Annotated in this window: 16 protein-coding genes; 5 read left to right on the top strand and 11 right to left on the bottom strand. The window is 35.3% G+C overall.

Annotation, left to right across the window (positions count from 1 at the left end; translation table 11 throughout):
• Window positions 1-162: 162 nt before the first annotated feature.
• On the bottom strand, window positions 163-609 hold the full coding sequence (locus CYO92_RS06870) for a DUF523 domain-containing protein (RefSeq protein WP_103589432.1): 447 nt from the start codon (window positions 607-609) through the stop codon (window positions 163-165).
• Entirely contained in the window at window positions 606-1,472 is an 867-nt protein-coding gene (locus CYO92_RS06865) for a D-amino acid aminotransferase (RefSeq protein ID WP_087578664.1), read from the bottom strand. Before CYO92_RS06865 ends, CYO92_RS06870 begins: the two co-directional genes overlap by 4 nt.
• Window positions 1,473-1,576: 104 nt before the next feature.
• On the opposite strand from CYO92_RS06865, the gene CYO92_RS06860 reads away from it, so the two are divergent.
• Complete coding sequence (locus CYO92_RS06860; RefSeq protein WP_021090515.1) at window positions 1,577-2,080, top strand: hypothetical protein; 504 nt, start codon at window positions 1,577-1,579, stop codon at window positions 2,078-2,080.
• Between the two features lie 133 nt (window positions 2,081-2,213).
• On the opposite strand, the gene CYO92_RS06855 is transcribed toward CYO92_RS06860, so the two are convergent.
• Together CYO92_RS06855 and rsmH are read right to left on the bottom strand one after the other, a co-directional pair.
• Entirely contained in the window at window positions 2,214-2,507 is a 294-nt protein-coding gene (locus CYO92_RS06855) for a hypothetical protein (RefSeq protein ID WP_021090986.1), read from the bottom strand.
• Between the two features lie 2 nt (window positions 2,508-2,509).
• Entirely contained in the window at window positions 2,510-3,433 is a 924-nt protein-coding gene (gene rsmH / locus CYO92_RS06850; RefSeq protein WP_103589433.1) for a 16S rRNA (cytosine(1402)-N(4))-methyltransferase RsmH, read from the bottom strand.
• A gap of 127 nt (window positions 3,434-3,560) precedes the next feature.
• On the opposite strand from rsmH, the gene CYO92_RS06845 reads away from it, so the two are divergent.
• The 4 genes from CYO92_RS06845 to ftsZ all read left to right on the top strand — a co-directional run bounded on the left by CYO92_RS06845 (window position 3,561) and on the right by ftsZ (window position 8,333).
• Entirely contained in the window at window positions 3,561-4,148 is a 588-nt protein-coding gene (locus tag CYO92_RS06845; protein WP_084108231.1) for a class II aldolase and adducin N-terminal domain-containing protein, read from the top strand.
• Between the two features lie 139 nt (window positions 4,149-4,287).
• Entirely contained in the window at window positions 4,288-5,745 is a 1,458-nt protein-coding gene (locus CYO92_RS06840; RefSeq protein WP_103589434.1) for a peptidylprolyl isomerase, read from the top strand.
• A 6-nt stretch (window positions 5,746-5,751) separates the two neighbouring features.
• On the top strand, window positions 5,752-7,179 hold the full coding sequence (ftsA, locus tag CYO92_RS06835; protein ID WP_103589435.1) for a cell division protein FtsA: 1,428 nt from the start codon (window positions 5,752-5,754) through the stop codon (window positions 7,177-7,179).
• Window positions 7,180-7,193: 14 nt separating this feature from the next.
• Window positions 7,194-8,333, top strand: a complete 1,140-nt coding sequence (ftsZ, locus tag CYO92_RS06830) for a cell division protein FtsZ (RefSeq protein WP_021090604.1) — start codon at window positions 7,194-7,196, stop codon at window positions 8,331-8,333.
• Between the two features lie 90 nt (window positions 8,334-8,423).
• On the opposite strand, the gene CYO92_RS06825 is transcribed toward ftsZ, so the two are convergent.
• The 7 genes from CYO92_RS06825 to CYO92_RS06795 form a co-directional block, all read right to left on the bottom strand.
• A complete protein-coding gene (locus CYO92_RS06825) occupies window positions 8,424-8,717 on the bottom strand; it encodes a metal-sulfur cluster assembly factor (protein WP_021091019.1) in 294 nt (97 codons plus the stop codon).
• Window positions 8,718-8,720: 3 nt separating this feature from the next.
• Entirely contained in the window at window positions 8,721-9,911 is a 1,191-nt protein-coding gene (locus CYO92_RS06820; RefSeq protein ID WP_103589436.1) for a peptidase M50, read from the bottom strand.
• Window position 9,912: 1 nt separating this feature from the next.
• Window positions 9,913-10,251, bottom strand: coding sequence for a hypothetical protein (locus CYO92_RS06815; protein ID WP_103589437.1), 339 nt, complete (start codon window positions 10,249-10,251; stop codon window positions 9,913-9,915).
• A gap of 73 nt (window positions 10,252-10,324) precedes the next feature.
• Complete coding sequence (msrB, locus tag CYO92_RS06810) at window positions 10,325-11,365, bottom strand: peptide-methionine (R)-S-oxide reductase MsrB (protein WP_103589438.1); 1,041 nt, start codon at window positions 11,363-11,365, stop codon at window positions 10,325-10,327.
• Between the two features lie 80 nt (window positions 11,366-11,445).
• A complete protein-coding gene (gene purH, locus CYO92_RS06805) occupies window positions 11,446-12,978 on the bottom strand; it encodes a bifunctional phosphoribosylaminoimidazolecarboxamide formyltransferase/IMP cyclohydrolase (protein ID WP_103589439.1) in 1,533 nt (510 codons plus the stop codon).
• A gap of 21 nt (window positions 12,979-12,999) precedes the next feature.
• Window positions 13,000-13,572: a hypothetical protein gene (locus CYO92_RS06800; RefSeq protein WP_054196465.1), complete on the bottom strand. Its 573-nt coding sequence runs from the start codon at window positions 13,570-13,572 to the stop codon at window positions 13,000-13,002.
• Window positions 13,573-14,307, bottom strand: coding sequence for a TerB family tellurite resistance protein (locus CYO92_RS06795; protein WP_103589440.1), 735 nt, complete (start codon window positions 14,305-14,307; stop codon window positions 13,573-13,575).

Raw genomic sequence — 14,307 nt, 5'->3', positions numbered from 1 at the left:
TTTATAAATTTGCTTCATCGCCTTATTCTCGCTTTTTACTTTTATATTATTTGAGCTTTTTCTTTAAAGCCTCGCCCACTTTTACATCATTGAGAGCATATACAAAACCTTGCCAGGGCGCACTTAAAGATCACCTCAAGCATAACGTTGCCTTTTAGTTTATCAGACATCAAGCCCTGCTATCTCATCTTCGCCGTAAACTAAAATTTCATTTTCTTTTAGCAGTTTTGCTGTGATACCATCGCCTAAAATAAGTCTCTTACTAAAGCTTCCGTCATAAATTTGCCCACTTCCACAACTTGGACTTTTTGATTTTAAAATAGCCTTTTTACAACCATTTAGTTTGGCTATTCTCAGGCAAATTTCTGCTCCACTTTTGAAATTTTTACTCACATCTTTACCTGAAAATTTACAAATAACTGCGCCATTTTTCATCTCAGCTGGCTCTCTTGGCGTGCTAAGCCCACCATAAACCTCTGGACAGATAAAAAGCAAATGATATCTCTTTGAAATTTCATCTAAAACATCTTTACTTAAAAGATTATTTTCGCCGTTAAATTTACAATTTATGCCGACTAGGCAAGCACTTATTAAGATTTTTTCTCTCAAAGTCCAGCTTCTTTTAAAAGTTCACCAGCATAAATTTCTCGGAGTTTGCTTGAAATTTCTCCCACTTTTGCGCCATTTATCGCCTTGCCATCAGCATAAACGACTGGTAGGAGTATGAGTGTTGCGGCCGAGATAAAGACTTCATCAGCGTTATAAACTTCATCCATACTAAATTTTCGCTCCTCTATCTTAAGGCCAATATCTTTAGCAATCTTTAAAAGTCTCATACGGCGAATTCCTGGCAAAATTTCATTTGAAAGTGGTTTTGTGATTAGAGTTTTATCCTTGATGATAAAAGCACTTGAGCTACAGCCCTCTGTGACAAAGCCATTTTCCACCATAAAGCCCTCGTCTGCGCCTTTTTTGTGAGCTTCATTTTTAGCGTAGCACTGAGCCAGAAGCGAGATAGACTTGATATCACGCCTCTTCCACCTTATATCCTCGACGCTTACCACTTTTATGCCAGTTTTTGCAGCAGGATTGTTTAAAATTTCACTCTCGTAGCAAAAGATAAAGACACTTGGTGTTAAATTCTCCATAAAATAGAAATTTCTAAATGCCACACCTCTTGTTACTTGCATGTAAATTCCGCCCTCTTTCAAGGCGTTTTTAGCGATTATATCGTTTAAAATCGCTTCAAATTTTTCCTTTTCGTAGGGCAAGCTTATATCTATCTCGTTTAAGCTTCTTTCAAATCTCGCCCAAAATCCATCTTTATCAACCATTTTTGAATTTATCACAGGCACAACCTCATAAATTCCATCACCAAATATAAATCCTCTATCAAAAGCACTAACTTTTGCCTCGTCTTTTTGTAAAAATTCTCCATTTAAAAAGACGGTTTGTAAAGCTTGATCTGCCATTTTTAGCTCCTTAAATTTTGGGCAAATTGTATCTAATTTTGTTTGAATTTATAGATTCTTAGATATAATGAGCCAAAATTTCAAAGGTAAAAAGTCTATAAAAAATGCAAGAAACTTTAAAAGATAGAATCATAAAAAACGTTTTTTTTGTTTCAAAACAGCCAGTTTTATTTAGGGATCTACTTGAAGCAAATGCCCTTTTTAACGAAGGTATGCTAATAGATGGAGCAAAACTAAATTTTAGATTTAACCACATCAAGCTCTATCAGATTTATGCACTTATCTGTTTTGTCATTTTATTTCCATTGTTAATCATCACGCATCATTTTTTAGCAAAAACTGATGCACACATATCTATAATAGCGACTGCTGTCGTTACTTCGGCCGTTTTCATTGGCTTTGATATGTTTAAAGTTTGGGCAAGAAGAGAGATAAGCCACGATCTTATCAAGAAAGCCTGGAGTGTGCATTTTCCCTATTTTAGCTACGAAAAATACTCAAGCAAGGTCGAAGAAATTTATAATACTGCTATAAAAAATGACATATCAAAAAAAGATTTAGAACAATATATATATGAAAAGCTAATCTCTCAAAAAGAAAGTAATTAGCAAGTTAAGCTTGGCTTTGTTTATTGAGCTAATTTTATTTTTGTGCAGTTATATACAAAATAGCTATATTATTTGCCAATATAATTGAATCGCAAAAATTTAGATGAGAATAAATAAAGCTTTAAATGTTTCGTTATTTCCATTGACGCTCTTGCATATTGTTTAAAATTTGATTTTTATAACGTAAATTTTCAAGCTTTATATTAAGAGCTCTATTTTCCTCTAAAAGCATATCTCGCTTACCGCTAATGTCCGCTATATCTCTACTTATATAATAAATTTGGTTTGCTATGTAAATTTTTGGCAAAAATATAGCTAAAGCTATAAAAACAGCTAAATAGACCATCACTAATGTCTTAAAGCTTAAATTTACTTCACGTTTTTGCTCCTCGTCGTGAAGCGTTAGTAGCTCTTCTTTTTCTTGCATCTTTATCCCTTTATCTTAAAAACCCGCAGTTTTGCGCTCTTGCTTCGTGAGTTTATCTTTAACTCATTTTGGCTTGCTGTTAGTGGCTTTTTGGTTAAAATTTCTCCTAGTCCGTGGTTATTTCCGCACTCACATCTATAAACACCAGGTAGGCAGATACAGCTATTAGCCCATTTTTTAAAGCGCTCTTTTACGATCCTATCTTCAAGCGAGTGAAATGTAATAATCGCCACAAGACAATCTTTAAACCCACATTTTTCTATACTATCAAGTAAATTTGTTAGCTCATCTAGCTCTCCATTTACCTCTATCCTGATGGCTTGAAAGGCAAGTATTGCAGGGCTAACTCCACGCCCTTTTATATGGGCTGTACCTATTAAATTTGCAAGCTCTTTTGCACTCGTTATCTTGCCTAAATTTCTAGCATTTATAATCTTGTTTGCGATCCCGGCAGCATTTTTTAGCTCGCCATAATCTCTAAAAATTCTAACCAACTCATCAAAAGAGTAATCATTTACAACATCATATGCGCTAAAATTTCGCTCTTTGTCCATGCGCATGTCAAGCGTACTTGAGCCAAGACTAAAGCCTCTATCATCTTTATCTATCTGAAGCGAGCTAACGCCGATGTCAGCCAAAATTCCTCTAACATTTAAAATTTCTTCTTGACTTAGCTTGCTAGTCAATTCAGAGAAGTTACTTTTATAAATTTTAACCCTACTGACAAATGGCTCAAGTTTTTTTAGTGAAAAATTTATAGCTTCGTTATCTCTATCACAGGCAATTAAATTTAAATTTTTATTTTGAGACAAAATGGCGCTAGAATGTCCGGCATATCCAAGCGTGCAATCTATAAAATTTCCATTTAGATTTTTAAAAAAGGATAGAACTTCATCGAGTAAAACACTGATATGTGGACTTTGCAACACTGCCTCTTTATAGTAAATAGTGTGGAAAATTTATCGAAATTTTACTTAAAAAGCTATCATTACGTAAAATTTTACATAAATTTTAAGATAGCTTAAATATAATCGCTTAAACGTAGGAGGAAAAATGGAGCTAGAACACTCAATAAATGAGATAAAAACAATATCACTTTCTATGTTTAGAAAGAATTTTTTTGGCGTCTTTCACGGCTCGATTTCGGCAAGAGTCGAAAAAAATCAATTTATAATCAATAAACAAAATGCCATTTTTGATAATTTAAAAGATGATGACTTGACGCTTCTTTCATCAAAAAAAGACTATCGCTGGAATGAAGCTAGTCTTGATGCTGATATACACTTAAATATTTATAAAAATATAAATGAGGCGAGATTTGTTTGCTACGCGATGCCACCATACGCAACTGCCTACGCAATGAAACATGAAAAAATAGTACCGAAAGATTATTTTGGGTATATGAGATTTGATAAAATTTCTGTTTATGATCCAAAACAATATGATGACTGGTATGAACGTGCAGAAACTGAAATTTATAGATATATGCTAGAAAAAAATACAAATATTATTATCGTTAAAGGATATGGCATTTACGCATACAGTAGAAGCCCTCAGCTTCTTGCAAAAGAGATAGCTTTGCTAGAAAATAGTTGCAAATTGCTTCATTTAACTAGTGGTTATAGCGATTATAGTATTTAAAAATTTTGCTAACAATACTAAAAAATTGTTAGCAAAATTCTTCACAAAGGTATTTTTAAAGCCCCTATTTTAAGCTTATTTAAGGCAATTTTATATAATATATCATACAAATTTCGTTAGTCTTTTAAAGGAAAATTTAATGTTGTCTTGGATGCAAAAACATAAAAAATACCTAGTTGTTACCATTTGGGTAAGTACAATAGCCTTTGTTGGAGCAGGCTTTGTAGGCTGGGGAGCATATGATTTAAATAGCAATCGAGCCACTTCGATAGCAAAAGTAGGACACAGAAATATAAGCATTCAAGAACTGCAACAAAAATACGATAGTTTATATCAATACTACAATAATCTTTTTGATGGCAAATTAACTCAAGAAAAGGCTAATGAGTTAGGATTACAAAATGCTGCACTTCAGGCTACAATTCAAGAGAATTTACTATTAAATTTTGCAGACGATATAGGTCTTAGTGTTAGTAAAGATGATATTTTAAAATATATAATCGCTGATCCAACATTTCAAAAAGATGGTGCTTTTGATAAAAATTTATACTACGATATTTTAAGAAGGGCCAGAATAAATCCAACCGATTTTGAAGAAAATTTAAAACTAACAATACTACTTGATAAACTTAGAACTATTTTAAATTTACCAGCCAGCAAAGAAGACATTGCAATGATGGAAGCAAGCTTTTTTATGCAAGACAAATTAGCAATACAGATAATAAATGCTAATCAAAGTGATATAAAAATAGATGAAAAAGAGCTAAAGAATCTTTGGGAAACAAATAAAAACAACTATATGACAAAGACTATATATGGTCTAGAAACATACTTTATAGAGTCAAATAAAAATGATGTAAATCAAACTACTTTGAGTGACTACTATAACGAAAATAAGGAGAGATACAAAGGCTCTGATGATAAAATCAAATCATTTGACGAAGTAAAGACTGAAGTTATCAAAGACTACAATATCGAAAAAAGCAAGACTGATGCTTTAAAAAAATATACCTCTATCAAAAAAGCTGAGCTTGCAACAAATGAATTTGTTAGTATAAATGAAGATAATGCAACATTCTCACTTGATGAAATAAAAGGGGCAAAAGTTGGTGAGGTTATAAAACCATTTACATACAAAGATGGATATTTGATAGTTAGGGTAAAAAGCATAACTCCTCCACAACCTATGAGTTTTGAACAAGCAAGAGCAATGGTACTTGAAATTTACAAAGATAAAAAGAAAAAAGAAAACTTAATAACCATAGCAAAAGAGTCTTTACAAAATTTCAAAGGAACTGATATAGGCTTTATCAGTAGAGATATAAATGGCTCTATCTTAGGACTAAATGAAAGTGAAACTAGAGCTTTTGTTTCTCAACTTTTTGAAACTAACAACAAAAAAGATTATGTTATATTAAAAGACAAGGCCGTTATATACGACATTTTGGAACAAAGGTTGCTTGTAGATAATATAGATAATAACTATAAGCAAATAACACAGCAGAACGTTACAATGCTTAAAAATAATGAGCTAATAAAAGATTTAACAAACAAACTTAAAAAATACTATGAAGTTAAAGAATATATCAAAAGGTAATTTATCTTGAGTACAAAAATTTTAGGTATAGATATCGGCTCTTTCCAGATTTGTGCAGTAATAGCACAACATGATGAAAATGGTATTAAGATAATTGGAATTGGAACTGAAAAAACGCAGGGAATAAGAAAAGGTGTTATAACTAATATTGAACAAGCTGCAAAGTCGATAAAAAATGCATTGATAGAAGCACAAAGAGTTGCAGGAACACGCTATGAAAAAGTCATAGTTTCTATTTCTGGTGCGTATACAAAAAGCGTTGATAGTAGCGGTGTAGTAAATATACCAAATCATGAAATAGGTATAAAAGAGATTGAGCGTGCTATGCAAATGGCCGATCATACGGCTGACATACCTCATGAATATGAAAAACTACATGTTCTTCCTTATAATTTTAAAGTAGATGGGCAAGAACATATTGAAGATCCAATAGGTATGAACGGTAGTAGGCTAGAAGTTCAAACACATATTGTTACAGTACAAAAGTCATCTATTAGCAACCTAAGAAAAGCCGTAAATTTAGCAGGTGTTCAACTAGATAATATAGTGCTTTCAGGATATGCTTCTGCGATAGCAACATTAACAAAAGATGAGAAAGAACTTGGTGCCGCACTTGTTGATATGGGTGGTGCGACTTGTAATCTTGTGGTACATTCTGGAAATTCTATAAGATACAATGAATTTTTACCTGTTGGCTCAGCAAACATTACAAATGATCTTTCTATGGCTCTGCATACACCTCTTCCAAAGGCAGAAGAGATAAAATTAGGTTATGGCGCTTTAATAAATAAGTCAGTTGATTTAATAGAGCTCCCGATCCTTGGAGATGAAACAAAAAGCCACGAAGTTTCACTAGACATAATATCAAATGTTATATATGCCAGAGCAGAAGAAACCCTTATGGTACTTGCTAAGATGCTAGAAGATAGCGGCTATAAAGATAGCATTGGTGCTGGAATAATACTTACTGGCGGCATGACTAAGCTAGAAGGTATTAGGGATCTTGCATCTGCGATATTTGATAAAATGCCAGTTCGTATAGCAAAACCAAAAGAAATGGATGGATTATTTGAAATTTTAAGAGACCCAGCAAATTCTTGTGCTATAGGGCTTTGTTTGTATGGTGCTGGCAACTTTAGCCCATACGAGATTGATTCTGAGAAAAAAATGAGATACCAAGGGGAAATAGCCTCTAAACCGAAAGTAAATTTTAGAAATGTTTTTGTAGAAGAAGAAAATGTACAAAATTTTGGACAAGAGGTGCAGGATCCAAATGAAAAAGAGGATAGTTTTTCTGATAAAGATTTTGAATTAGAGATAGCAAATAAATCAAAAAACAAAGAAGAGCTTGCCAATATTGCAGATATTAGCAAACAAGAAAAAAAGCCAAATGCTTTTGCAAAATTTTGGTATAGTATTACACAATTATTTTAAGGAGAATTTCAAAAATGAGTAGCTTCACAGTAGAAGAAAATAAAAGCATCTATGGTGCAAAGATAAAAGTCGTAGGTGTAGGTGGAGGTGGTGGCAATATGGTCAACCACATAATAAGAGTCAACCCAAATTTAAACATCGATCTTATTGTTGCCAATACAGATGCCAAGGCTCTTGAAAATTCTCTTGCACATACAAAAATACAGCTTGGAGAAAAGACGACAAAAGGCCTAGGTGCAGGCATGAGACCTGAAATAGGAAAAGCTGCTGCTGAAGAAAGCTACGATGAAGTAAAAAGTGCACTTGAGACATCAGATATAGTTTTCATTGGTACAGGACTTGGTGGTGGAACTGGTACAGGCGCAGCTCCAGTAGTTGCTCAAGCTGCAAAAGATATTGGTGCACTAACAGTTGCAGTTGTTACTATGCCTTTTATGTTTGAAGGAAAAAAACGTAGAAAGCTGGCTGATTGTGGACTTGAAGAACTTAGAAAAGAAAGCGATTCTATTGTTGTCATTCCAAACGATAAACTCTTAACACTAATTGATAAAAATGCTGGCATAAAAGAAAGCTTCGAAATGGTTGATGAAGTACTTGCAAGAGCCGTCAATGGTATGAGCACAATCGTGCTTGATTCAGGAAAAAGCGACATAAATCTAGACTTTGCGGATGTTAGAACGATTATGAGCCATAGAGGGCTAGCTTTAATGGGTGTTGGTGAAGCAAGCGGCGAAGATGCAGCGCAAGAAGCTATAAAAAATGCTATACAATCACCACTTCTTGATAACATGACAATAAATGGTGCATTTGGTATTTTAGTTCATTTTAGAATAAGCCCTAGTTGCCCACTAGCTGATATCAATAATGCGATGAGTATTATTCATGAGGCAGCGGATGAAGATGCTGAAATTATATTTGGTACAACAACTGATGACAAAATAGAAGACAATAAAGTTGAAGTTACAATAATAGCAACAGGTTTTCAAAGCTCACAAAAAGAAACTGAAAAAAAAGATGAAGTACAAACTTCTAATGCAAGCGATATCATAAAAAAAGAGCGTATATTAAGACTTAAAAAAGTTAGTGGTGGATACGACGAAGACTATATGTCACAGCTTGATGTGCCATCATTTATGCGCCATCAAATGGACTAATAAAAAAACAAACTCCTTAAAATTTCTAGAGAGCTTTTGCTCTCTAGCTTATTAGAAATTTACAAACCTTTAAATCCAAAAACTTAAAATTTAAACTCCAAGTTGGGCTTTTACAAAATCGCTTGCCATTTGTATATTCCACTCAGGCTCCCAGACAAGATCGATCTCGCACTCTTTGACACCTTCTATATCAAGCACGGCAGTTTCTACCCAGCCAAGTATCATTTCATGTAGCGGGCAAGATTTGGTTGAAAGCGTCATAGTAACTTTTGCTTTGCCATTTTCATCGCAGCTCGCATCGTATATAAGTCCAAGCGAAACGATATCAAAGCCAACTTCTGGATCAACGATATTTGACAGTGCGTTATAAATTTTTTCTTTCATTTTTTATCCTTTAAAACCAGTAAATCTAAAAATATTTATTATATTTATCGATAGCAAAACTATACTAATAGCTATAAAAATCATACCTGCTTGCACTAAAATTTCTAGTTCAAAGCAAGTTGAGAGAAGATAGCAAAGAAGCGAGATAGCATTAAAAGCTATACCAAAATAAGCTATCTTTTTTAGTATCATAGCATCAAGAAGTGGCACTTTTACCTTTCCAACAAAAGGTGCTACATAGTGATACCATATGAGAAATGGTGCAATCTTGTAAAGATGAGCTACGATAAAAGCAAACAAAAAGCCATATATTAAAAAATATGCAGCTAAATTTAATTTGCCTAAGGCTATAAAAATAGCAGCACCAAGTAAAGCTACCAACGAAAGTACGATATTTACATTCCAGTAATCATACGCCTTTCTAACGCGCTTTTTTAAAATATAAAGTGCTTGAGCTATAAAAAGTAAAGCTGCCACACATATTGACAAAACAGACAAATTTTCATTAAAAGCTAGTAAGATACCACCCAAAATATAGCATGCTAGTGAGGCTTTACTAAGTGTAAATTTTAGATCATGAGCCAATGCAAACATAGGTAAGAGTACGCTAGCAGCTCCAAGTATCACAAGAAACACGAATCCCAGTACAAAATAAACGTGAAATTTTAGTGTCATCTCAAAATCAAGCATCAGCGTACCGCTAAGTATCATAAGTAAGCAAAAACCAAGCGTTATTCCAATTACCAAAAAGATAGCTGAAACAAAAAGCGCAAAGGCCGCAAAGCTCTTTTTTTCATTATCCATAAAGCTTAGTGCATAAGTCGTAGCAAAAAAGGCAAGTGAGCAAAAAAGCAAAACTCCACTAATTTGTAAAATTTTAGCCTCAGCAAATAGCATCCCGTAGCACATGCCCAGCAATGATAGACAAAAAATAGCCAAATTTGAAATAGCACCTTTTGCGGTAAAAAACGGCTTTTCTAAGATGACTGAGGTTAGCTGATAAAGTGCTCCGATGATAATGCTCATAACAAAACCAACAAAAAATATATGCAAAAAACCAGCTGTATTTAGCGAGCTAATCGCATCAAAATCTGCATAAAAGAATGCCGGCACACTTAATGCTAAAAAGAAAATTCCAGCAATAAAATATCCACCAACTAGCTTAAATGGTGGTGCGTAAGTATTTAAAAGCATCTTAGTGGCAAAGACTCGTATCTACGTCTTCTATGTTTGCGCCGTCTTTTAAGCTAAAAATCATCTTTACAGCCCCACCATCTATATCTTCACGCTCTATGTCAAAGCTCTTATCTATCTTTGGTATAAGACCAGCTGGAAATTTATGATTTAGCATCATAATTTTTGTGTTTTTATCAGCAAATTTAATAGCGATTAATGCATTGACCATTGGCTCTGGCGGCACGCAAGGACGTGAGTCAAAGCCAACAAAATTTACACCATTTTCACTAAATTTATAAAATGGCACGGTTGCACCATCAACACTAAATTGCTCCGCATTTTTGAAAAAATCGCTCATTTTTTCTCCTTTTAATTTTGGAGAATTATACTCTGATTAAACTTTTTAAACTATTGATTTGCTTCAACAAAAGCTATTTTACGTAAGGTATAAATTCCTCGTATCCAAGTCTAGCCATATCTTCAAGCGGTATAAATTTAAGGCTCGCACCGTTTATGCAATATCTTAGCCCACCCTTATCGCTTGGACCATCGTCAAAAACATGCCCAAGGTGCGCATCGCTATTTTGAGACTTAACTTCGACCCTTTTCATCATAAAAGAGTTGTCTTCTTTATATGAAAGAGCTGTTGTCGTGATAGGCTTTGTAAAGCTTGGCCAGCCACATCCTGCATCAAATTTATCCGCACTTGAAAAGAGTGGCTTTCCACTTGTAATATCTACATAAATGCCCTTTTGATCAAATTTATCATACTCGCTACTGAACGGCCTCTCAGTCGCCGCTTCTTGTGTCACAGCATACTGCTCGCTACTTAAATTTTTCTTTAGCTCATCTTTACTAAGCGGCTTAAATTTCGCCTCATCGTAAAGCGGTTTATCGGCTAAACCTAGGTCAATGTGACAATATCCAAAAGGATTTTTATCAAGATAATCTTGATGATACTCCTCACCTAAGACGAAATTTTTAAGTGGCGCCACCTCAACCACGATCTTATCTTTAAATTTCTTTTGTTCTATCTTTATAAAGCTCTCTATTGTTGGCAGATCACTTTCGCTCACATAGTAAATTCCGCTTCTATACTGCCTACCGACGTCATTGCCTTGTTTATTTAGAGAGGTCGGGTCGATCACTCTAAAAAAATGAGCCAAAATTTCAGCCAAAGCGACTCTATTTTCGTCGTATTTTACATAAAGTGTCTCAGCATGATCGCTCTCATGAAGCTCGCGGTAGCTAGTATTTTCGCTCTTGCCATTTGCGTAGCCTACCTTTGTATCCACTACGCCAAATATCTTTTTAAAATATCCCTGCATACCCCAAAAGCAACCGCCTGCTAAATAAATTTCTTTTAAATTTTGCCCTGCCATCGTCTGCTCCTTTATAAGCTCATCTTTTGCCATCAAATTTAGACCAAAAAACACTGCCGTCATTAAGATAAATTTTAAGATCTTTTTCATTCTATCTCCTTTCGTTTTTGAAAGATTATACGAAAATTAAAGTTATAAAGTGTGAAGAAAGGGGCAGGCGCCCCTAAATTTTAGTGTAAAAAGTGTCTAACGCCAGTAAAGTATAGCGACATGCCATGCTCATTGGCAGCCTCTATCACCTCATCATCTCTGATGCTGCCACCTGGCTCGATGACACATTTTACGCCGACCTTACTAGCGATATCAATACTATCTCTAAATGGGAAGAATGCCTCACTAGCTAGTACGCAGCCACTTAGATCGATCTTTAGCTCTTTTGCCTTTGCCACGGCCGCACGAGCAGCATCAACGCGGCTTGTCATACCCATACCAATAGCCACCATTGCGCCATCTTTTACATAAACTACGCAGTTGCTCTTCGTTAGCGCAGCCACTTTCCACGCGATCTGAGCATCTTTTAGTTCGCTACCAGTTGCAAATTTCTTACTCATTTGCTTCATATTTTCAAGCTCTTCGTCTTTTACATAGTCTCTTTCTTGAAACACAAATCCACCATCAACGTGCTTAAAGTCAAATTTATCATTTGAGCGAACTAAAAATTTATTGTCTTGAGTGAAAATTTTGATGCGTTTTTTGCTCTCAAACACCTTAAGCGCGGCATCATCGACATTTGCAGCAATTATTACCTCAACGTAAATTTCATTTATCTTTTTAGCTAGCTTTTCATCAAGTGTACCATTTATAGCGACCACGCCGCCATATGCTGAGATCGGATCGCACTTAAGCGCAGCCTCGTAGCTCTCAAGCAATGTATCTTTTACCGCAAAACCGCAAGGGTTAGCGTGCTTGATGATAGCCACAGCTGGTGCGTCATCAAAGCTAGTTGCAAGCATTAATGCGCCGTTTATATCGGTCATATTATTGAAACTTGCCTCGCCTTTTAGGGCTCTAAAGTTGTTTGTGAAGAAATAATCAAACTCATAAAGTGCGCCTTTTTGGTGTGGATTTTCTCCGTATCTCGTGTCAAAAACCTTGCTTCCAACGATAAATCTAGCATCACCAAAACCGCCATTAAATCTATCATTCATATAGTTTGCGATCATGCTATCATATGCCGCTGTGTGCTCGAATGCCTTTATCATTAGCGATCTTCTAAACTCAAAATCATCGCTTTTTTCTCTTAGACGCTTTAAAATTTCATCGTAGTCAAGCACGTTTGTAACTATAAGCACGTCTTTAAAATTTTTAGCAGCACTTCTTACCATGGCTGGGCCACCGATATCAATATTTTCGATGATCTCAGCAAAGTCATCAGTTCTGATGGTAGTCTCTTTAAATGGATATAAATTTACGCAAACTAGGTCTATGCCCTCGATACCATGCTCTTTTGCCTGAGCCATGTGTGTAGCGTCGTCGCGCTTATGCAAAATGCCACCATGTATCTTTGGATGAAGCGTCTTTACCCTGCCCTCAAACATCTCAGGTGAAGCCGTAAATTCGCTAACCTCAGTGGCTTTGACGCCCTCAGCCTTTAAAAGTTTATAGGTGCCACCAGTTGAAAGTATCTGCCAGCCAAGCTCTTCTAGCCCCTTTGCAAACTCTACAATGCCCTCTTTATCGCTAACGCTAAGCAATGCTCTCATTTTTTCTCCTTTATTAAATTTTTATCTTTTTGTTAAACACATACCTTTTGCAAGCAGAAGCTGCCCCATTTTTATATCTTTTGCGATATTCTTTATCGATAAGGCTTCTAGCGTAACCATAACATTTGCAGCTGCATCTATATAATAGTCTTTTCTCTCTACAAAGTTTTCACGCTTTTGACCAACAATATCAACGCTAAAGGCATAGCTTGAAATTTGATTGCCGTCAAAATATCTCGCATCTAATACGCTTAAATTTATAGGCTCCTCTTTCTCAAGCGCCTCGCATATCGGCTTTTTCGAGCTAAATTTCATCACCTTTATGCCGCGATCATACGAAAAGATATACTCACTAATTTCATTTAATTTTTTTGCTTGAACTGACATAATGTCGCTCTTGTTGCCATCTTTGTCGACAAATATTATGCTCACATTGCTATCTTTAACATCGTAGTTGCTGATGACTAATCTTTGATCTTGATAAAGCTCGCTTTGCGTAAGCTTAAATTTTATCTCTTTTCCATCGATATTTACCACTTTAAAATCATTACAAAAGCCAGCCACTGCTAGCAGCAAAATAATAAATTTCTTCATCTAAACTCCAAATTTCTCTTTTAATCGCCCATAAGCCTCGTTTATCTCCTGAAGCTTTTTAGTTGAGCGCTCGATCACCTCTTTACTCTCGCCCCTACCCATTAAGATATCAGGATGATACTGCCTTACAAGCTCTTTGTAACGAGCTTTTACCTCTTCAAGACTTGCATTTTTGCTAAGTCCTAAAACCTCAAAAGCATCTTTTTCTTGGACCATTTCATCGGGATTTGCCTCAAATCTTGAGCCATAAAAGCTATCAAATTTAAAGATAATCTCATCAAGCGTATCTTTGTCAATGCCAAATCCATAAGCGATATTTCTAATGACAGCTTGCTCGCTTGCATTAAACTCGCCATCAATATAAGCCAAATTTAGAAAAAATGTGAGTCTGGCGACACATATATCGTAGTTTAGATTAAACGCACTCTTGTAGTTTCTAGCGGTTTCATAGGCGTTATCTACATTTTCTTTTTGGCTCTTATAAACCTCTTTTAGATACTCACGCACGCCGCTAACGCCGCTAACTTTCTGGCTTAGATCATCTAGCACTTGAGTGATCAGCCTAGCCTCTAGCTCGCTAACTCTGCCGTCACTTTTAGCTACTTTTGCAAGCAGTGAGACTAGAAATTTAGCCTCATCTACATCTGCTTGTTTCTTGCGGTTACTACCTATTTGGACATTCATAAAGAGAAATATCGCACCGCCTAATATCAGTAAAAACAGGACTCCAGACAT

Source organism: Campylobacter concisus, from assembly GCF_002913715.1.
GTDB lineage: Bacteria > Campylobacterota > Campylobacteria > Campylobacterales > Campylobacteraceae > Campylobacter_A > Campylobacter_A concisus_AG.
The sequence above is the reverse complement of the archived record's forward strand: the minus strand, read 5'-3'. Positions and strand labels throughout refer to the sequence as shown.